The organism is Prevotella aff. ruminicola Tc2-24, assembly GCF_900110895.1.
Taxonomy (GTDB): Bacteria; Bacteroidota; Bacteroidia; order Bacteroidales; family Bacteroidaceae; genus Prevotella.
The window spans coordinates 881,280-901,222 of the sequence record NZ_FOIQ01000001.1 but is presented as its reverse complement, the minus strand read 5'-3'; the positions used below and the strand labels follow the sequence as shown (position 1 = coordinate 901,222).

At 51.4% G+C, this 19,943-nt stretch carries 15 protein-coding genes and 1 tRNA gene; 5 read left to right on the top strand and 11 right to left on the bottom strand.

Features of this window, described 5'->3' with window-relative positions:
* Positions 1-16: 16 nt before the first annotated feature.
* On the bottom strand, positions 17-1,252 hold the full coding sequence (locus BMY63_RS03855) for a PDZ domain-containing protein (RefSeq protein WP_143065708.1): 1,236 nt from the start codon (positions 1,250-1,252) through the stop codon (positions 17-19).
* Positions 1,253-1,447: 195 nt separating this feature from the next.
* Here BMY63_RS03855 and BMY63_RS03850 point away from each other — a divergent pair, with 195 nt between their 5' ends.
* Positions 1,448-2,962 carry a Y-family DNA polymerase gene (locus BMY63_RS03850; protein ID WP_091914794.1) on the top strand — a complete coding sequence of 505 codons (1,515 nt, stop codon included), beginning with the start codon at positions 1,448-1,450 and terminating at the stop codon, positions 2,960-2,962.
* A 9-nt stretch (positions 2,963-2,971) separates the two neighbouring features.
* The gene (locus BMY63_RS03845; RefSeq protein ID WP_091914792.1) at positions 2,972-3,193 is read left to right on the top strand and encodes a hypothetical protein; all 222 of its coding nucleotides are present in this window, start codon (positions 2,972-2,974) and stop codon (positions 3,191-3,193) included.
* A gap of 29 nt (positions 3,194-3,222) precedes the next feature.
* Here the strand turns inward: BMY63_RS03845 and BMY63_RS03840 are convergent, their stop codons facing one another.
* Positions 3,223-4,563, bottom strand: coding sequence for an MATE family efflux transporter (locus tag BMY63_RS03840; protein WP_091914790.1), 1,341 nt, complete (start codon positions 4,561-4,563; stop codon positions 3,223-3,225).
* 466 nt (positions 4,564-5,029) lie between these two features.
* On the opposite strand from BMY63_RS03840, the gene BMY63_RS03835 reads away from it, so the two are divergent.
* Both BMY63_RS03835 and BMY63_RS03830 read left to right on the top strand, forming a co-directional pair.
* The gene (locus BMY63_RS03835; RefSeq protein ID WP_177178369.1) at positions 5,030-5,656 is read left to right on the top strand and encodes a nitroreductase family protein; all 627 of its coding nucleotides are present in this window, start codon (positions 5,030-5,032) and stop codon (positions 5,654-5,656) included.
* A 53-nt stretch (positions 5,657-5,709) separates the two neighbouring features.
* Positions 5,710-6,669: a glycoside hydrolase family 43 protein gene (locus tag BMY63_RS03830; protein WP_091914787.1), complete on the top strand. Its 960-nt coding sequence runs from the start codon at positions 5,710-5,712 to the stop codon at positions 6,667-6,669.
* Positions 6,670-6,725: 56 nt separating this feature from the next.
* Here BMY63_RS03830 and BMY63_RS03825 read toward each other — a convergent pair whose 3' ends face one another.
* The 3 genes from BMY63_RS03825 to BMY63_RS03815 form a co-directional block, all read right to left on the bottom strand.
* A complete protein-coding gene (locus tag BMY63_RS03825) occupies positions 6,726-7,277 on the bottom strand; it encodes a hypothetical protein (protein WP_091914785.1) in 552 nt (183 codons plus the stop codon).
* A 169-nt stretch (positions 7,278-7,446) separates the two neighbouring features.
* Positions 7,447-10,062: a cellulase N-terminal Ig-like domain-containing protein gene (locus tag BMY63_RS03820; protein WP_091899829.1), complete on the bottom strand. Its 2,616-nt coding sequence runs from the start codon at positions 10,060-10,062 to the stop codon at positions 7,447-7,449.
* Positions 10,063-10,092: 30 nt separating this feature from the next.
* Positions 10,093-12,450 carry a carboxylesterase family protein gene (locus tag BMY63_RS03815; protein WP_091914783.1) on the bottom strand — a complete coding sequence of 786 codons (2,358 nt, stop codon included), beginning with the start codon at positions 12,448-12,450 and terminating at the stop codon, positions 10,093-10,095.
* Positions 12,451-12,600: 150 nt separating this feature from the next.
* On the opposite strand from BMY63_RS03815, the gene BMY63_RS03810 reads away from it, so the two are divergent.
* Positions 12,601-13,869, top strand: a complete 1,269-nt coding sequence (locus tag BMY63_RS03810) for an MFS transporter (RefSeq protein ID WP_256218920.1) — start codon at positions 12,601-12,603, stop codon at positions 13,867-13,869.
* A 112-nt stretch (positions 13,870-13,981) separates the two neighbouring features.
* Here BMY63_RS03810 and coaW read toward each other — a convergent pair whose 3' ends face one another.
* The 6 genes from coaW to sppA all read right to left on the bottom strand — a co-directional run bounded on the left by coaW (position 13,982) and on the right by sppA (position 19,854).
* On the bottom strand, positions 13,982-14,812 hold the full coding sequence (gene coaW / locus BMY63_RS03805; protein ID WP_091899826.1) for a type II pantothenate kinase: 831 nt from the start codon (positions 14,810-14,812) through the stop codon (positions 13,982-13,984).
* 72 nt (positions 14,813-14,884) lie between these two features.
* Positions 14,885-14,957 (bottom strand) — tRNA-Phe (locus BMY63_RS03800).
* Positions 14,958-15,080: 123 nt separating this feature from the next.
* A complete protein-coding gene (gene thiL / locus BMY63_RS03795) occupies positions 15,081-16,148 on the bottom strand; it encodes a thiamine-phosphate kinase (protein ID WP_091899825.1) in 1,068 nt (355 codons plus the stop codon).
* A gap of 1 nt (position 16,149) precedes the next feature.
* Entirely contained in the window at positions 16,150-16,959 is an 810-nt protein-coding gene (locus BMY63_RS03790; RefSeq protein ID WP_091899824.1) for a purine-nucleoside phosphorylase, read from the bottom strand.
* Positions 16,844-18,031: a tetraacyldisaccharide 4'-kinase gene (lpxK, locus tag BMY63_RS03785; RefSeq protein ID WP_091914780.1), complete on the bottom strand. Its 1,188-nt coding sequence runs from the start codon at positions 18,029-18,031 to the stop codon at positions 16,844-16,846. The genes BMY63_RS03790 and lpxK overlap by 116 nt, the downstream gene beginning before the upstream one ends.
* A gap of 26 nt (positions 18,032-18,057) precedes the next feature.
* Positions 18,058-19,854, bottom strand: a complete 1,797-nt coding sequence (sppA, locus tag BMY63_RS03780; RefSeq protein WP_091914778.1) for a signal peptide peptidase SppA — start codon at positions 19,852-19,854, stop codon at positions 18,058-18,060.
* Between the last annotated feature and the right edge of the window lie 89 nt (positions 19,855-19,943).

The following is a 19,943-nucleotide window of genomic DNA, read 5'->3' as shown; positions in this document are numbered from 1 at the left end:
TCGTTTTGTGTTTTATTTAATGTGTTCTTTTCAGTGTAACTTGTTTCTCAGAACCGTCTGGACTCCGAAACTTCAGTCGTGCTTCCTTGCCATCCGTCTCCATCCGTCTATACGAGCAGAGGCCTGTGATAGGTGTGTCGTTGGCTTCTATTAGGTAGTCTCCCGTACGTATGCCTTTCTTGTAAGGTGTCGAACCCTTACGTACAACGGCTTTCAACACACCCAGCGTGTCGTCTGCCTCTGCGGGTAGGAATGACAAAGAACCAACCTCTTCGTTGCTTACGACGATTTGCTGTTGCCCGTTGTGCGGAAGAAACACGAAACGCTTCTTATTCGAATCGATAATCAGTGAGGCGTGTTTTAACAAAGCGGCGCCAACTATCGAAGTCTGATGGGCGGTAGATACATACAGGTCGTTGATTCCCAGTCTGCCTATCTTTACTGATGGGAAATGAAGGATGCGCTCTTCAAGGGTGTCTCTCGACCAGCCATATATGCCCCAGCTAGTGTTGATGGTCGTGTCGATAGCAGTTGTTATCTCGTCCACCATCTTCCTCTTTTGGGGTCGTTTTGTCAACCATCTGTTCAGATCTTTCTGTGGCACCAAAAGCCATGTGTTCTGTGCTCCAGTGTCGAAAACGGTCTCCATATATCCAAAAGATAGGTCGATGGTCACCACGGGGCGCGATTTTCTAATCAGTCTGTATCTTGCAGCTGGTTGATTTTTCTCTTCAGCGGCAAAAAATCCCTTTCTGTCAGTGACAATCAGCAGACTGTCTTTTGTGTCGAGTTTGAACGACAGCCCTTGCCCTACGAGGTTGAAGCCCAATATACCGTCAAACTCGTTGCACAACACATTTCGCATCGTAGCCTCGACCGTCAGAGGGTAATGCTCAATCACAAGACTGCCAAGCTTCATCGACTTGCATTGATACATCACGTGCGTATTCTGTTGATTGTTTACGTCATAAAATGTTATGCTGTCTGTATCTATTGGCTTCATCCATTCTTCCTCCTCACCGAACCACAGGCCAATCGGACTGCCTGTGTCGAACAACAGATACTTTGTGCTTCCTTCAATCTCAACGGGCACAACAACTTGTCCGTGCATCATCTTAATCTTGATGGTGTCGGCAAAGTCCTTCTTTGAGAAGGTAACCAAGTCCGAAACGGATTCAATCTGACTTTTAGCTGTCACGGAAATCGTTGCCATCAATATGGCCGATGTGATAAGAATGCTTCTGGTGTACATATCGGTTGGTTTTTGGTCGTTTTGTCTCTGATATTCCAGAGGTGGCGTAATCTTGCCATTTGCAAGGGACAAAGATAATATAAATACCATAATTATAGCTATGATTTGTGGGAAATCGTGCAAAAAGGGTGCTATTCCATACAGAATACGGAGATTTTTCATAACTTTGCGAGGAATCTTGAGAATGACAAACAGATGTCAGACAAACAGCGCACCTATATTGCTATCGACCTGAAGTCGTTCTACGCTTCAGTGGAGTGTGTGGACAGAGGGCTTAATCCCCTGACCACGAATCTGGTGGTGGCTGATGTGAGCCGTACGGAGAAGACAATCTGTCTGGCTGTCTCTCCATCGCTGAAACAGTATGGTATCAGCGGTAGGGCTCGTCTCTTTGAGGTAGTACAGCGGATACGTGAGGTGAACTATCAGCGACAGTGTCGGACAGCCTCTCATCGTTTGATGGGGAAATCGGTATCGGACACGGAACTGCAGACTCATCCTGATTGGGCCGTGGACTATATTGCAGCTAAGCCGCAGATGGCACACTATATTGAAGTGAGTTCAAAGATATATAGCATTTATTTGAAATATGTTGCGCCAGAAGATATCCATGTATATTCGATTGACGAGGTGATCATGGACGTAACGGCCTATCTGGGCAGTTATAAGATGACGGCTCATCAGTTGACGATGAAGATGATCTGCGATGTACTCTCGCAGACGGGTATCACGGCTACGGCAGGCATCGGCACGAATATGTATCTCTGTAAGGTGGCAATGGACATCGTGGCCAAGACGATGCCTGCCGACAAGGACGGGGTGCGCATCGCCGAGCTCGACGAGATGACGTATCGCCAGAAACTATGGGACTACCGGCCGATTACGAGGTTCTGGCGGGTAGGGCATGGTATTGCAAAGACGCTGGCTTTCTATGGCATTGATACGATGGGTGAGTTGGCGCGTATGTCTGTGCGGAACGAGGATCAGCTCTATCGACTCTTTGGCGTGAATGCGGAACTGCTGATTGATCATGCATGGGGCTGGGAACCATGTACGATGGAGGCTGTGAAGGCCTATCGTCCAGAGACCAACTCCTTCAGTAGTGGGCAGGTGTTAAAGGAACCGTATACCTTCAGAAAAGCCCGTGTAGTCGTGCAGGAGATGGCCGAGGCTATGGCTCTAGAACTGGTATCGAAGCGATTGGTGACGGATCAGTTGGTGCTGACTGTTGGCTATGATGCGGAGTGCCTGACACGCCTGGAGATTCGGGCTCGATATCGCGGTTTGATAACCACGAACTACTATGGTAAGCAGGTACCGAAACATGCTCATGGAACGTTCAGCATCGGTATGCCTACCTCGTCGTCAAGGCTCATCATGGAGGGGGCGGCAGAGCTCTTCGATCGCATCGTCAATCCTGACCTGCTCATTCGACGGCTGAACCTGACGACTAATCATGTGATGACGGAGGACTCTCTTGCCGTCAGGCAGAAAGAACCAGAGCAACTCGACTTGTTTGCGGATTATGAGGCCAGAGACGAACAGCGCCAGAAGGAACAGGCTTGGCTCGAGAAGGAACGTCGTGTGCAGGAGGCGCAGTTGAAGATTAAACAGCGTTTCGGAAAGAACGCCATCCTCAGGGGACTGAACTTCGAGGAGGGGGCTACTGCCAAGGAGCGCAATCAACAGATAGGGGGACATCAAGCATAATAAAGTACAATGGGGAAATATGACGATATTATCAACCTGCCGCATCATGTCTCGAAGCGTCATCCGCAGATGTCGATGTGGAATCGAGCGGCGCAGTTTGCACCGTTCTCAGCCCTGACTGGCTACGGTGATGCCATCAAGGCGTCGGAACGAGAGAACGAGAGAAGCTATGAACAGGCAGACATTGACCAGGAATACCTCAATCAACAGGATTACAACCAAGACGACTAATAGCAGTCAGACTACGACGGAGGCGATTGCTAAGCCTTCACGAAACCCTTGTCAGTCCATTTCTTCGAGCGCCAGCGTCGCATGAGGATCACCCCACGGACATTCTCGTCCAGCGCGAAGGCTACCCACATGCCCAACAGACCATAGCCTAGCGGGATACCCAGCACATACCCCAGTCCCACGGCGATGCTCCACTGATATATGATTCCGATCACCACAGGATATATCGCGTCGCCCGTCGCCCTGAGCGTGCCTACGGCGAAGATGTTCGATGTGCGCCCCACTTCCAGGAACAGGTCGATCACCAGCACCCAGCATCCCATCCGTATGATCTCCTCATTGTCCGTGAACATTGTCAGGATGCCTTTTCCCGTCAGAGCGAGCAGAGCCGATCCTGCTAGTGTGATGATCAGCGACAGTCGGAAGAAATAGTTGCCCAGCACGTAGGCCGCCTGATGCCGTCGCTGACCCACAAGATGGCCCACGAGGATCTCACCTCCCTGCGTCGAACTCACGCAGAACAGATACACGAACATGATCATGTTCACACAGTATGTCCGCGCTGCCAATGCCTCGTTGCTGATCTGGTTGATGAAATATGTGATCACCACCTGCGACAGACTGTACGATATGTTCTCGCTCATCGCTGGTATGCCGATATGCAACAGGTTGCGCAGTTCCTGCCAGGGCATCGGCCTGAAGTATCGTAACGGGAAGCGTCTGATATGTACACGGAAATGGATTGTGCCCAACAGAATCATCGAGATACCTCGGCTCACCACCGTGGCCATGGCCGCCCCCTCGACACCCATGCGCGGGAAACCCCAGTGGCCGAATATCAGGGCATAGTTGCCCAACATGTTCGTCACATTCACGATGCCCGTTACGATCATCGGGTATACCACCTTGTCGGCACTTCTAAGTGAGGCCGAGAAGGTCAGCGATAGGGCTTGGAAGAACGAGAATGCTCCCACTAGTCGCAGGTACACCAAACCGTCGCCCATCAGTTCTGGGCGCAGGCCCATCAGATGAAGCAGACTCTCTGCGAAGAAGAACAGCATGGCACTCACCGATAGTCCTATGAGCAGGTTCACCACCAATGCCATGCCCACCACCTGCACCAGTCGCTGCCGCAGTCCGGCTCCGAAATACTGTGCACAGAGGATGGCCGCACCCATCGAGAAGAACTGATACACGAGGAACACTAGTGAGATGAGCTGGTTGTCCAATCCCACCGCCGCCACGCTGTTGTCGCTGTATCGACTGAGCATCACGGTGTCCACCGCACCTAGCATCATTACCAGTGCGATCTCGATGAACACAGGTACTGTCAGTACCCTCAGTTGTTTTTTCAGTGAGTTGTTTGGCATGCTTTGATTATCCTGCGTTTGTGTTTGAGCGTGCAAAGGTACAAAAAAATCCCTTTTCACGCAAGCGCATGTGCCTCTTTAGTTATGGTATTGTCTAACGTCTTGATTTAGAGCAATAAACGCTCGTGTAGCATGTCGTTACTTCTCGCCGTAAGTCGTTCCTTCCTACGAAAGTAAACAAGATTTGTCAGGTGTTCGGGCAATTCTGAGGGCTCCGTTCTCAGAACGTTCTGTCGCCTTCGAGGTTTTCTCCGAGGAAAGTCCGACTTTCCTCCGATGAAACTCCCATTTTCCTCCGAGCAAACTGAAACATTGCAGGGTGTACCTATAGCCTTGCATCCGGAAATGCCCTGACATGATTCCATGTTTTCTCCCCAGACATTTGTGTTTCTTCGTTTTTTTTGTATCTTTGCAGGGTAAAAGTTGTGTGAAAAATAAAATAAAAAGAAAACCGAAGATTATGAATATGAAGAGATTTCTTATGGCATTGACTGGGGTGCTGTCGATGACAGCCGCCAACAGTCAGGAGGTGAAGACTGTAACCCCAGAGAATTGCAAAGGGGCCTGCATTGTGGAGAACATCATGACGCGTACTAGCGTGCGCAGGTATACTGACCAGACGGTGAGCGCCGAGATCATTGAGACGCTGCTCAGGGCCGGTATGGCTGCTCCTACGGCCGTGAACAGACAGCCGTGGCACTTCATCGTGGTGACAGACAAGGAGAAACTGGCAGGGCTGGCTGAGGCGAACCCGAACGCGGGTATGGTGCGCAGGGCTCCGCTGGCCATCGTCGTGTGCGGTGATATGAGCAAGGCTCTTGAAGGGCCGTTGCAGGCATACTGGATACAGGACTGTTCGGCAGCCACGGAGAATATCCTGTTGGCTGCGCATGCCATGGGACTGGGAGCCGTCTGGACGGGTACGTACCCTAATCAATCACGAGAAGAAGGTGTGCGCCGCGTATTGGGACTCCCAGAGAGCATCGTGCCGCTGAACACACTGGTGATAGGCTATCCTGCCGAGCAGCCGCAGCCGAAGGACAAGTGGCGTCCTGAGAATGTGTCGTACAATGTCTACGGTGGACAAAAGTAAATGGGATGGGATTTATAGCGCGATTTTATAAGACGTTTTCCGTGGTATGCCTCATGGGCTGCGTACAGGGGACTGCAGCTCAGGGATGGATGCCGAAGGTGGAACATGACATCCCGCTCGACTCGATACGACTGAGTGATCCTGCTGTGCTGGCAGACCAGAAGACGGGCCTGTACTATATGACGGGCACGGGCGGCATGATGTGGCGCAGCAGCGACCTGAAACGATGGGAGGGCCCGTTCGTGGTGACGACCTTCGAGGCTGACTCATGGATGGGACCGCATCCGATGATCTGGGCGGCAGAACTGCACCAGACGGGTGATGGGAAATACTATTACTTCGCGACGTTCACTAACCGTGAGGTGAAGATCGACACGGTACGGGGAAACGTGATCGAGCGACGCGCATGTCAGGTGCTGCGGGCTGATGAGCCTATGGGACCGTATCGTGCCTTTGGCGATGCGACATACCTGTCTGCCGGCAGACCAACGCTCGACGGTACTTTCTGGCGCGATACGGACGGAAAACCGTACATGGTGTTCTGTGGCGAGTGGCTGCAGAACTGGAACGGGACAATCGAGAAAATAGAGCTGAAGCCTGATTTGAGTGGGACGGTAGGAGAACCGAAGGTGCTGTTTCGCGCCAGCGACTCACCTTGGAGCAGAGAGAAAGACGAAAATGGACAGGTGACCTGGAACAAGGTGACTGACGGACCGTGGCTGTTCCGTACAGGTTCAGGACGACTGGGTATGCTCTGGACATCGTGGGTGTTCGGCGACTATACGCAGGGGGTGGCCTACTCGCAGAGTGGTACGCTCGACGGCCCGTGGATACAGGAGCCAGAGCCTGTGACACCCCCGAACTATGGGCACAGCATGCTCTTCCAACGGTTCGACGGTCAGTGGATGATGTCTGTGCACAGTCATAGCCAGGATGCCTACGGCCGTACAGTGAGGATCCCGCACTTCTTCGAGGTGGATCTCACGGGTGATAGACTGGTGGTACGGCCGTAGGGCATGCCCTGTACTAACAACAATAATAAATCAACCTAAATCTATACTATGGCTTATTAATTCTTGATGACGAGACGGCCACTTCTGCCGAGGATGTTGAGCATCTGGGTAAAGCCTTTGGACTGCTGCTCGTTGTTCGCATCATCCGTGAGGCTTCCCGTGTAGTGCTGGGGGAGATGCAGTTTATAGACAGATAAACCCTGTGGGCCGTCATAAATCATTTCCTTCATGAGAACTGGGGCTGGCACGAAATGGCTCGAGTGGATGGCAGAAAGATTAGCCTTGAACAGCAGTTGGTTCTGGTTGAAGAAATATATCTCGTGTGGCGGTGTGGGAAAGGCCACCGAATCGAGGTATTCTGTATCGCGGAAATAGAACGTAGAGTCGGTAGGATCGAACGACTCGATGTTGCCGATGGTGATTACGCTGTCGCTCGGAGCAAAATGACCGTCGGGCTGAGGGGCTCCTGTAGTCTGGATGACAGCCCAGAGGTAGGAGGGATCCCAGTCTTTGGTGAACTCCTTGTGGTGTTCATCATTATTACATGAGGTGACCACGAGCACGCCTACTGCGATGACTATAATCGTGTTGATAAGTCTTTTGTGCATTGTTGTATGGTTTTAAAGCTTTGTTTCTGTCAATATAACCTGAAAAAGCGGAAATCTTGCAGACCACGGGGGGAGATTAACTTTTTTTAAAGCAAGAAGGCAGAGCGGTTGGTTGACCGTTCTGCCTCTTTGCCTATCTTTTATGCAGGCTGATTGCGTATGAGTTTTTCTATTTTGTCACGAGGTCCTTGAGTGCTGTGCCGAAGATGATATACTGGGTGTTGCCAGCAATCGTTCCCTCGTTCTGTCCCCAGAGGAAGGGCCAGTCGTCGAAGTTCTCGAAATGGTCGGGCTGACGGAACAACAGACCTGGGGCCACATTGCCTGGGATGGCAGAGAAGTCGGCACGGTTGTTGCCATAGAACACCTGCTTCGGGCGGGCGGCACCCACTACGGCCACGAACGAGTAGTTGTGATAGGGGTGACAGCCGTAAAGCCAGTTGGCCGCGCGATAGATCTCTTCTTTCTTGATGATGTCGGGGAAGTACTGACGGGCATAGTTCACGGTGACACCAAAGTTGAGAATCATGTTCACACCAGCCCAGTTGCCCAGTCCGATGGGTACGCCGTAAGGGTTGTTCTTGTCGAAGCTCTTGATGTAGTCGTTGTATTTCTCCACGTATGGGCGCAACTTCTGCTTGTAGGCCTCGTCCATGTAGGGCATGGCATCTAGGGCTGTCTGCATGTTCATGGACACGTTCAGTTCAAGGGCATCCCATATCTGCGTCTCGAAGTTGTCGAGGTATTGTTTCTCGTGCGTGGCACCATAGAGTTGCAGGTTGGTGGCCATGTCGCCGAGTTGCTCTCTTTTTCTCCGACTGCGTTCCATCAGTTTTTGGCGTTGCTTGTCTGGTTTGATGTTCATGTTTCGTCCCATGAAACCGTCAATCCAGCTGAAGTCCATCTCCATCACGCCTGCTCTGCTCTGCTGACTCATGAGTTCGGTACCCTCTTTCAATAGTCGCTTCGACTGGGTGAGAGCACGCTCGGCCAACTCGTCGTTGTAGCCCTTGAGGGCACGGCTGGCGGCGGCAAACATGGTGGCGGCGAGGACGTCGAGGTGGGCATTACGGGTGGTGAAGGCCCACATGTCGTCGGGGGTACCACTGCGCTTGCCATCGGCCGACACCTCATAGGGTTTCAGGCTGGGGTCGTAGTGCAGGCCATCGGTGATCGAGGCGGCATCGCCCAGGTGGTGGTAGTTGTCGAGCACGGAGTTCGAAAGGGTTGTGGCCATGTGTCCGATCTGTTCGGCCTGTGCCACGAGGTTCAGGGTGCCATGTTCGATGAACTGCAGGATATCAGGCACGCCATCGGGACGGTGCAGGTCGACATAGCGCTGCTTCTGACTGACGAAGGTCTCGTCGCGTTCGGGCTTGAAGAGCTCCCAGGCGCGGATGAAGTTCTGTACCACACTGATATTGGCACCTGTCTCGATGTCGAAATCGCCAGCATCGAAGAAACCGCCGATGTTCAGCCCTGGGATGAGCTCATAGGCCTTGTACTTCGTGTCGATGGGTGATTTCTGGAAATGATTGTCGAAATGATCGGTGGGCGGTGCTTGGAGATAACCCTCCTTGAAAGGCTCACCATGCCAGGTGCGATAGCCTTCGTTCACATACATATGGTTCATGTGGATGGGCACCCACACATCGGTGGTGGCATCGGTGATCTTATCATAGACGTGCTCATCGATGAGGAAGTTGTTCGTCTTCGTGTCGCCATACTGGATATAATAGACACCTGGTTCCTGGACACTGGAGAAGTCGAACTTCACGTAGTTGTATTTGAAGTAGGGTCCCCAAGGAATGATAGCACCCTTGTAGATCTCTTCTGTGGTGCCGTCGTCTTTGATACGGATAAGTGAGGCCGTGGCCTTAGCCTTGTCTTGCTTGTCGAGCTCGATGACGGCTACCTTCGGCTGGTCTGGCACGTATCCCACCTGTGAGAATCCGATGTTCGGCTCACGGATCCAGCCTGGAATGGCATGAGGTTCGACGGTCCAGGTGACGACCTTACCTGTCTTACCCTCTGGAAGGACACTACGAAGCACGAACCAACCGTTCTGTGCCAGCATACGGCCATCGAAGAGCTGCAACTCAGCGTCGTCGCTGCTGATGCGGATCATTCGTTCGGGGGCATCAGAGGCCATGACGATGCTGTGACCAGTCTCCAGCGGACATGGGTCCACAAAGCGGTTAGTACCGCGATCGTCGTAGGTCTTGAAACCCTTGAACTGACGAGGTTTCTCACTGTTTGGATGAGTCACAGTCTGACTGGTGGCGTAGCGCGGAAAACGGTTCAGGCGTCCGTCCATCGTGAAGGTCTTTAGCCAGTATTGTGAGGGCAGAAACTCCATATTGAGACCAGCCTTACCAGCCAGCTCCTCGGGCACGGGCTTGTCGAGCCAGATGGCAATCTCCACGGCCTTGCCTTTGGCGGTGACCACCACGCGACTGTCGAAGTCGTAGTCGTCATAGCACATGCCAACTTCGATGCTCTGGTTGTCCTTGTCCACCTTACGACTCGTCATCTTTGGCACCAGATCCCATTGCTCGGGCGTGTTGTTCAGACGGACGGCTCCGCCTTGGATAGTGCGTACGCCGTGATGGATAATCTCAATGCCTGAGTTCTTCTCGTCATTGAAGGCCCCGTTGAAACTGTTATTGAATACAAGGACGTTCACCCCCTGACGCTCGAAATATTCCAGCTCGTTCAGTTTCAGGTCTTGCGCCCAGCCAACGGTCGTGGCAAATACGGTTAGTGATAGGAAGATTCTCTTCATATAGTATTGTTGGTTTAGTTATTATGCGGTTTATTTCGTGTAGATAATCTCTCTCACCTTCTTGGCAAGTTCTTCGGTGGATGAAGACTGGAAGGGCTGGAGATACCAGCGTACAGTCCAGCAGAGTTGCTCCTGGGGCTTCAGACTGGTATAGGCGCCCTGACTCTCCAACTCGATATAACTCTTGCCACGGTTCACATAGACCTGTATCTCGGCCTCACCAGGGGCTGGCTGTGAGGTGTTCAGATCGTCGAAGCGCTTGATGAGAAGCAGACTACTCTCGTTGTTGTAGTATGCCAGCCAACCCTTTCCGTCGGCATTCACCTTGCGGTTCTCGTTGGTCTCGTCGGGCTGATACCAGGCGATGTTATGTGCATCTTTGAAGTCCATCAGTCCCTTAGGCCAGATGCTGTCGGAGGGCGCCTCGAAAAAGATGAGGCTCCTTTCGTTGGGCACACGGGTAATCTCCCAAGGTGCTACCTGACGGGTCTCGCTACTCTCGTTGGTGAGGGAATAGGTGACGATGATGGCACCGTCTTTCGGATCGGTGCTGAATGTCTTTCGGACGCGGAAGCCTAGTTTATTATTTACCTGACTGGTCATGATCAGTTGACCGTCTTTCTGCTCCACGCTGTAGGACTGCTTATCATACTCGGGCACGGGAGGCCAGTTCCACTCTTTCTGAGGACTGGTCCAGAAGGTGCTACCAAACGACTCTGGCCAGCGCGACTGTGAGATTACTTCTTGACCGCCACATTTCAGTGACATGATCTTACCACCGTTCTCGGCATCGATCTTCATCGTCACATTTCCGATACTTAGCTTTAGGCGCTTCTGATCCTGCCGGAACTCGTCGAGCTGCTGGAAACAGTGCTTGTCGATAATCTGTTGCAGCTTGCGATCGGGGTTGTTGCGGATGGTGCACTGGTGATCGAATACCATCAGCTCACCGTTAGCCTTGGTATAGGGCTGCCATGATGGCAATGAAGCGATATTGGGATCACCTGTCTTGGCAAACTGTGCCCACACGTTGCTCATGGTGTCGGCCAACTTGAGGTCGGCCTCGGAGGGCTCTGGCAGGTCGTGTCCAGCGCGATGGAGGGTGTTGAAACAGAACTTCAGCTCATGGCCGTGGACACTGCCTTTGTTCACTGGTGAACGCCATGTGAACAGATACATCCAAGTCTTGGCATTCCGACTCTCGGCAATTTCGTCGGCCGTGATGATGGTCTTGGCGCGGAACAGCCAGTCGATGCTCAGTAGGTCTTGTGGCGTATAGTCGGGATAGGCCTCGGCAAAAGCCTTGATATAGTTGTTCGTATCGAAGCCGAAGGTTCTCATCAGTTCCTTGCGGGCATCGTCCATTGTAATCGGTTGGTCATAGCGTAGGGGCTGTAGTTCGTTAAAGGTCGTACCAATGAGGATAGGTATGTCTGTGGAGATGTCTGAGAAACCATTCTGGAAAGGTTGCTGCAGAAGGGTTTCACCATCGGGGGTGGGCCCGAATCCCCACATCATGGGAGTGCCAGGCTTGCGTGTGCCGATGCTGGCTGCCATCGCTCTTTGACCAGCTGCATAAAGTTCCTGGTAGGGTACGTCCTTGATGCGGTCAATATGGGTGTTATCGATGTTCAGCTCCTTCAGTACAGCCTTGCCCAGTTCCTCAGTCATGGCCTTCGTGTTGATATTGAGGATGGTACCACTCATGATGATGGCCTTGTGAAACAGTCCCTTGGCCGACGGCATGGAGAGTAGGGTTCCCACCTTTCCACCACCACCAGACTCGCCGAAGATAGTCACGTTGGAAGGGTCGCCACCAAACTGGCGAATGTTCTTCTGAATCCACTGCAGGGCCTGAACGATGTCGAGCATACCCACATTGCCAGAATACTTGTATTGCTCGGAACATGCTGATAGGTCGAGGAAACCGAGGATGTTCAGACGGTGGTTGACACTGACAACCACCACGTCTTTTTTGGCCAACTGCATGCCTGGATCCCAGGCCGAGGTGCCTGAGTCGAAGCCGCCTCCGTGCAACCATACCATCACGGGCTTAGAGCCCTTTTTGTTGGTGGTCCACACATTCAGAACACAGGAGTTCTTCTCTGACATCTCTGTCTCGCTGAGCTCGCGACCTCCAGTATTCTGCATGGCTTGTGGGCCCCAGTGGTCGCAGACGCGGATCGTGTCCCATTTGTCTACTGGCAATGGTGGCATGAAGCGCTCAATCTTTGCATAGGGAATGCCAAGGAATCCCATCGTTCCTTCGTGGTCAAAACCTTTTACCTGTCCGGATTCTGTCTTGACCACCATTGAACCCTTGACCTGCGCCATGCTTGTCATCATGGACAGCATGACCATCATAGATAATAAAACAGCTTTTCTCATAAATAGTTGATAATTATTTTTCTTTTGACGTAATCATACCGCGTAAAGTTAAGTCGTATGTCAGATAATTATAAAACATTAACGAATCTGTCATGAAAAAATTCTCTATTTCTGTTTATTATGCGTACTTTTGCACATCATAAGGAAGTTATGGAGAGATTGTGGAACAGGAACTACTGTAAGGTGATGGCGGCGAATTTCGCGTTGTTCTTTGCCTTTTATGTGCTGACGCCGCTGCTGCCGCTCTATCTGAGTGAGCATTTCGGAGCGACGAAGGACGTGATAGGTCTGGTGCTCTCGGGCTATACCATCACAGCACTGCTGTTCCGACCCTTTAGTGGCTATGTGGTCGATTCGTTCCCAAGGAAAACAGTGCTGATGGTTGCCTTCGGTGGTTTCGCAATCTTCTTCGCAGGCTACTTGGCTGCCTCGACCTTATTGCTGTTCACAATCATTCGCACACTGCATGGTGGACCTTTCGGAGCGCTTACCGTGTCGAACTCGACGGTAGCCATCGACGTACTACCTTCCAGTAGGCGTACGGAGGGTATAGGCTACTATGGACTGAGCAATAATCTGGCGATGGCCTTGGCACCTACCGTTGGTATCTTTATCTACCAACTGACCAACAGCTTCGATTTCCTCTTTTGGTTGGCTCTGATCGTCGCCTGTCTCGGATGGCTAGTCGATGCCACGATCAAGGTCCCTCAATCACATCCCAAGAAATGTGTCCCTGTGTCAGAAACCCCGTCGCAAGAAGTGCAGCGGGGCGCTCGTCCTCTCTGGGGTGGCAGGGTAGGACTGGACCGCTTCTTTCTAGTGCGTGGCTGGCTGTTGGGGGTGAACATGGTGGCTTTTGGCTTCAGTTTCGGCGTACTGAGTAACTATCTCGCAATCTACGGTAAGGATGTCATGGGTATCACGGGGGGCACAGGCACCTATTTCATGCTTTGCTCCATAGGTCTTATTCTCTCGCGATTGCAAGGCGGAAGGGCCTTGAGAGCTGGTAGGGTAACGCATAATGCAGGAGAGGGCATGGTGATCTCGCTCGTGGGATATACCTTGTTTATCCTCATGCCAACTTTCTTCACCGAGAACCATTCAGCCATCATGATGGGCTATTACGGTTCGGCTCTGCTGATAGGACTGGGCAATGGACATATGTGGCCTGCCTTCCAGAATATGACCATCAATGTGGCTCATAACAACCAACGCGGAACGGCCAATTCGACCATTCTCATCTCGTGGGATATCGGTATGGGACTGGGTATATTGGTGGGAGGCATCGTGTCAGAGCTTTTGGGCTATGGTGCTGCCTTCTGGACAGTTGTGTTGGTTAATGCATCAGGAGTCGCCTGTTTCTTCCTCGCTACGAAGACTTTCTTCCTCAGGAGGAACCTTACTCCAACAGTGAGATAAGGCAATACATCTCCAAGGAACAGACGTTCCTTAAGGTTACAGTGATTTCTTATATCTGTGATGATGCCTATATGTTAACAATCATCCCCAACCGTTTGGCTGGGGATGATTGTTATTTCTTTCCATTGATGGTGTAATCGAGTGCGGCTCCGATGGCGGTGCAGTACTGCGAGTATTGAGGAATATGGAATTTAATGTTATAGAGTTTCTCTAAGGCTGGGAACACTTCCTTGCACTGAGGCAGCAGCGATAGGTTGCCAATCAGTACGAAATTGCGGATGTCACTGCCAAGCGAAGCCAGCCATGCAGCGGAGCCGATGCTTTGAAGAACCATATGGATCAGTCCTGCTGCGATGTCCTCCTTAGCAGCGTCGCTTTGGGCTCGGGCAAAGTTGGAAGCAGTGGTGTCCATCGTTAAGCCCGGAACAGGAATGGCGCTGATATCGCCAATCGTCAGGTCAATGTTGCTGACATTTCCCTGCTTAGCCATCTTAGCTACCTGACTGATGTCGCTCGTATTGAGCAGCAGGCGTGACAAGCCCGCCAGGGTTCCACCTCCAACGCCGATACCACCGATATGCTTCATTTCCTTACCATCGCATTTGACGAATGACGTTCCAGTTCCCATGGAGACGACGATTGTGTGGTCGAGTTTGGATTCAAAGCGGGCACCAAGACCATCAGCCACGAACTCTTCCGACTTAGCTGTTGGTAGTCCGTAGATGGGCTGGTCGATATAGGCGGCACCCACACCAGTAAGCATCACCTGCTCCACATCCTTCAGGTCGATATCGTTGTCGTGCAGGTATTTTCCGAAAGCACCATAGAGAGATGTAATAGGATCTGCGGCAGTAATGTGAATAGGTGCCGATACATGACCGTCTGTGATGCCGACGATCTTTGTGGTTGATATGCCCACGTCAATGCCAATGACTATTCCCATAAGTCGACTGTTTAGGGTTATAAAAGAAAACCCGGCCGCCATAACGCGAAACCGGGCTAATGAAAGGAGGAGTGGTACCTCCAGGAATCGAACCGGGGACACACGGATTTTCAGTCCGATGCTCTACCAACTGAGCTAAGGCACCAATTTGTCAATTTGCAATCGCCTTTCATCGTTTTGCGGGTGCAAAGGTACGAACATTTTTTGAACCCACCAAATTTTTAATGAACTTTTTTCGAAAAACTATTCACTAATCTTAATTCTCGATTCACTTCTCCAGCGGGTTCCATCCTTGTGCTTTCAACTCAAACTCCTGATTGTCACGGGTTACAAGTACTTTTCCGAATTTCTCATCCGTGATATGCCCGATTAGCTTGATGTCTTCGATATTCTCGATTTTCTCGTGATCACCGATAGGAACAGTGAATAGCAGTTCGTAATCTTCGCCGCCATTCAGGGCACAGGTGGTGACATTCATGTTCATTTCCTCGGCCATGACGGCAGTCTGGTAGTCGATGGGAATGTTTTTCTCATAGATGCGACAGCCTACTCCCGACTGTTTGCAGATGTGCATGAGCTCGGACGAGAGTCCGTCGCTGATGTCCATCATTGCGGTAGGACGGATGCCAGCCTCACGGAGCTTCTCGATAATGTCGCCGCGTGCCTCTGTCTGCAACTGCCGTTGCAACAGGTACTCTTTTCCAGCAAAGTCGGGCTGGAAGTGCGACAGTTCCTCTAGGGCACGCTTGTCGTTCTTCTTCCTGGCTTCTTCCACTTGCTGATAGTAGACGCTTTTCTCACGCTCCAGTAGTTGCAGTCCCATGTAGGCGGCTCCAAGATCGCCAGAGACACAGATGAGGTCCGTATCCTTCGCTCCGTTACGGTAGACGATGTCCTCTTTACGGGCTTCACCGATACAGGTGATGCTGATGGCCAGTCCAGTATAAGAAGAGGTAGTGTCGCCACCGATGATGTCGACATTCCATTTCTCGCAGGCCAGGCGAAGACCCTGATAGAACTGTTCGATATCTTCCACGCTGAAGCGCTTGCTGATGGCCAATGAAACTGTCATCTGGCGAGGTGTGCCATTCATGGCGAAGATATCGCTGATGTTAACCATCGCTGACTTGTAGCCGAGGTGCTGCAGGTCGATATAGGTAAGGTCGAAGTGTACGCCCTCCATCAGCAGGTCGGTAGTGATGAGCACTTCCTTGTCAGGGTAGCAGAGTACGGCGCAGTCGTCACCCACGCCGTACTTCGTACTCTCGTTCTTGGTCTTGATATCTTTTGTGAGATGGTCTATCAGACCGAATTCTCCTAGTTTCGCTATATCCATGTTAACTCCTCTTTATCATCTCTCTCATAATCTCAGTCATCAGCGGCTGAGCCTTATTGGCAGCCTCCTGTACCTCCTCGTGGCTCACCTCCACAGGGTCGTCGAAGCCACCAAGATCAGTGATGACAGAGATACCGAAGGTGCGGATGCCGCAATGATGAGCCACGATTACCTCTGGCACGGTTGACATGCCGACAGCATCGCCGCCAAGCAGGTGGTACATCTTATATTCTGCAGGTGTCTCGAAGGTGGGACCCTGTACGCCGACATAGACGCCGTGCTGCACCTTGATGTCTTTCTCCTTGGCAATCTTGTCGGCCAGCGCCACCAACGACAGATCGTAGGTCTCGTGCATATCCGGGAAGCGCGGACCTGTAGGGAAGTTCTTTCCACGAAGCGGATGCTCAGGGAAGAAGTTGATGTGGTCGGTGATAATCATCAGGTCGCCGATGCTGAACTGTGGGTTCATACCGCCAGCGGCATTGGAAACGAAGAGGGTCTTGATGCCCAACTCGTACATCACGCGCACAGGGAAGGTCACCTCCTTCATCGAGTAACCCTCGTAGAAGTGGAATCGTCCCTGCATGGCCATGATGTCCTTGCCTCCCAGTTTACCGAAGATCAGTTTGCCTGAGTGGCCTTCTACCGTTGATATGGGGAAATTAGGGATGTCCTGATATGGAAACTCATAGGTGTCAGTTATTTCGGAAGCTAATTGTCCGAGGCCTGTCCCCAGCACGATCGCTGTCTTTGGGCTTGTTTTCATCCTTGCCTTTAACCAGGATGCTGTTTCTTGAATTTTTTCGTACATATCCTATAATGTTTTGATTAAATGCTTCTTCTTGATCGAGCAAAAGACTGACGCGTATCGGTAGTACGATCAGATGTTGCTTCACCTCATCGCTCAGTCCCTCTGCTTGCTTCAGACGTGTTGCGTCTTTCTCCGTCGTGACAATCAACCCCGGCTTAGGGAGTTCGTCAAATGCCTGGTTGATACGTTCGATGTCATTCCGCTTGAAGTTGTGATGGTCGCCGAAAACTAGCGGCTGAATGCTTTCTGCATACGGCTCCAGATCCAGTCTCATCTGCTCTGGCGAGGCGATGCCTGTCAGCAATAGGATATTCCTCCCTTGTAAGGACTCGATGCCAGATGGAACCTCCGTTGGCTCCTGACAGTCAGGGAATACGAGGCGTGGTGTGTCATATTCGTAGGTGGAGAAATATAGCTGCTGGTAAGGGTAGAGGCTCATCGCCTTCGTGATTACACGAAATTCCATTGGCTTCAGATCCTTGGGGCACTTCGTGATGATAACGATATCGGCCCTGTTCTTGCTCTTGACAGGCTCACGGAGCCGTCCTGCAGGGAGCAGTTGATCGTAGATAATCAAACGATGATAGTCGACGAGTAGAATATTAATGCCAGGCTTCACGTATCGGTGCTGGAAGGCATCATCGAGGAGAATGACATCGATGTTTGGCGTATCCTGATCATCCGTCAGATGATGTATGCCTCTGGTTCTCTTCTTGTCTACTGCAACGGTCACCTCAGGGAACTTCTGTTTTATCTGATAGGGCTCGTCGCCTATGGCCTCCATCGGCGTCTGCTTGTCTGCTAGAACGAAGCCGTGACTCTTGCGCTTATAACCGCGACTGAGCACTGCCACCTTCATCTTGTCCTTGAGCAATCGGACTAGGTATTCCACATGAGGAGTCTTTCCTGTGCCGCCCACAGTGATGTTGCCCACGGAGATCACAGGGATGCTATACGACTGACTTTTCAGGAAGCCTGTTTCAAACAGCATGTTCCTGAAGCCTACTCCCATTCCGTAGAGCCAGCTCAGTGGTCGTAGTTGACTGTTGATCTTAATGAAGTCTCCTTCCATTTCCTTGTTTTATGCTGTTATTGCTTTTATTTGACTCTGACATCGTCGAGCAGGCGGGCCTGCATATGACTGCTGCTTTTGAGTGTGTATCGTACTTCCATCAGCGGCTGATACAAGTCGCCCAGGAGTTCACGCAACTCAGCGTCGAGGTACGAACCCGGAGTCTCCTTAGACAATAGTTTGTCTAACCAGTTAGACTCGACAGGGTAGGAGACAGAGTGATAGTCGTCGAGCTTGGCCAATTCGGCAGCCTTCTTCACAGCATCGTCCAGACTTCCCAGCTTGTCGACCAGCTTAATCTTGAGGGCATCGGTGGCCAGCCATACGCGCCCCTGTCCGATCTCATCCACCTCTTCGGGTTTCATGCCTCGTCCTTCCGATACGATGTTCAGGAAACTCTGATAGCCGTGTTCAATGTATGTCTGCATATGCTTCATCACCTCGTCACTATTCTTGCCGAACACAAGGTCCGTCTCATAGTCTGAGTATTTGTTTGTGGTCACACCGTCGAAGGTAACACCCAATTTGTCCGTCACCAGACCGCTTACGTTGGGGAATAGTCCGAAGACGCCAATGCTGCCCGTGATGGTGGTAGGCTCTGCGAAGATGTAGTTAGCTGCGGAACTGATCCAATAGCCGCCTGAGGCAGCCATACCACCCATCGACACCACCACCGGCTTCTTGCTCTTCAGCAGTTTGATAGCATGGCGTATCTGTTCAGAGGCGACGGCACTACCACCGCCAGAGTTCACACGGAACACCACCGCCTTGACGTCGTCATCGTCAGCGAGTTTGCGCAAGTCTTCTGCAGTGGTCTTACCCACGATGCAATGTCCGCCACCTTGAATCATGTTCATGGCTTCATTGTCGACGATACTTCCATAGGCGTAATAGATGGCAACCTCGTCGCCTCTGCTCTTCTTCTTTGACTTCACGTTGAGCATATCAGACACGAACAGCTGAGCGATATCGTCATCCTTGTCAATCTGCAGTCGTTTCTTGATCTCTGCCTTGACTTCTTCAGGGAACATGATCTTGTCGATCAGTCTACCTTTCACATAGTCATCGGAATTAGCCAGCGCAATGATGCTGTCGCTAGCCATTTTGTCCAGCTGCTCAGGTCGTACCTTTCGACCCTCGCCCATTTCCTTCAGCCAGTAGTTCCAGATGCCAGTTAGGTAGGCGGTGCGTTGTTCACGGTCGTACTCGCTCATACCCGTCTGTGTTTCCGTTTCTACATAGCTCTTGTATTTGCCGACCTTGGCCATCAGGTATTTGATACCTAGCTTGTCGTACAGTCCTTTCCAATACTCTCTCTTGCCGCCAAGACCCTTGAAGTCAATCATGCCTTCTGCATTCAGGTAGATATTGTCAGCCACTGAGGCAACGTAGTAAGAGCCTTGCGTATATTGGTCGGCGTATGCCACAATCCATTTGCCGCTTTTCTTGAAATCCTTCAGGGCATCGCGTAACTGCTGTGCTGTGGCAGGTGCATCGAATCCGGCAGTACCCCCTTCCAGGTAGATGCCTTTGATGTTCTCCTCGTCTTTGGCCTTACGGATGCTGTTCACCAGATCGTCAAGACCCATCGTACTCATGTCCCCTAAACCAAGCAGATCGTCGAGCACCGTTCCTTCTTGCGCACGTTCTTCAACTGTGCCGTTGAGCTTGATTACAAACACAGAGTTGTCCTTGACCTTGGTTGGCGTGGACTCACTGGCCAGCATGCCCACAAGTGAGACGATGAAGAAGATACCTGCGATGAACAGGAAGATTACAATACCACAGATGGTGGCAAGCGTCATTTTGAAGAACTGTTTCATAACTCTTTTAAGTAATAATTGTTTCAGAGGGCAAAGATAGTATTTTTTTTTGAATCTTGCATAAAAATCCTCTAATTTCTGAATAAAAA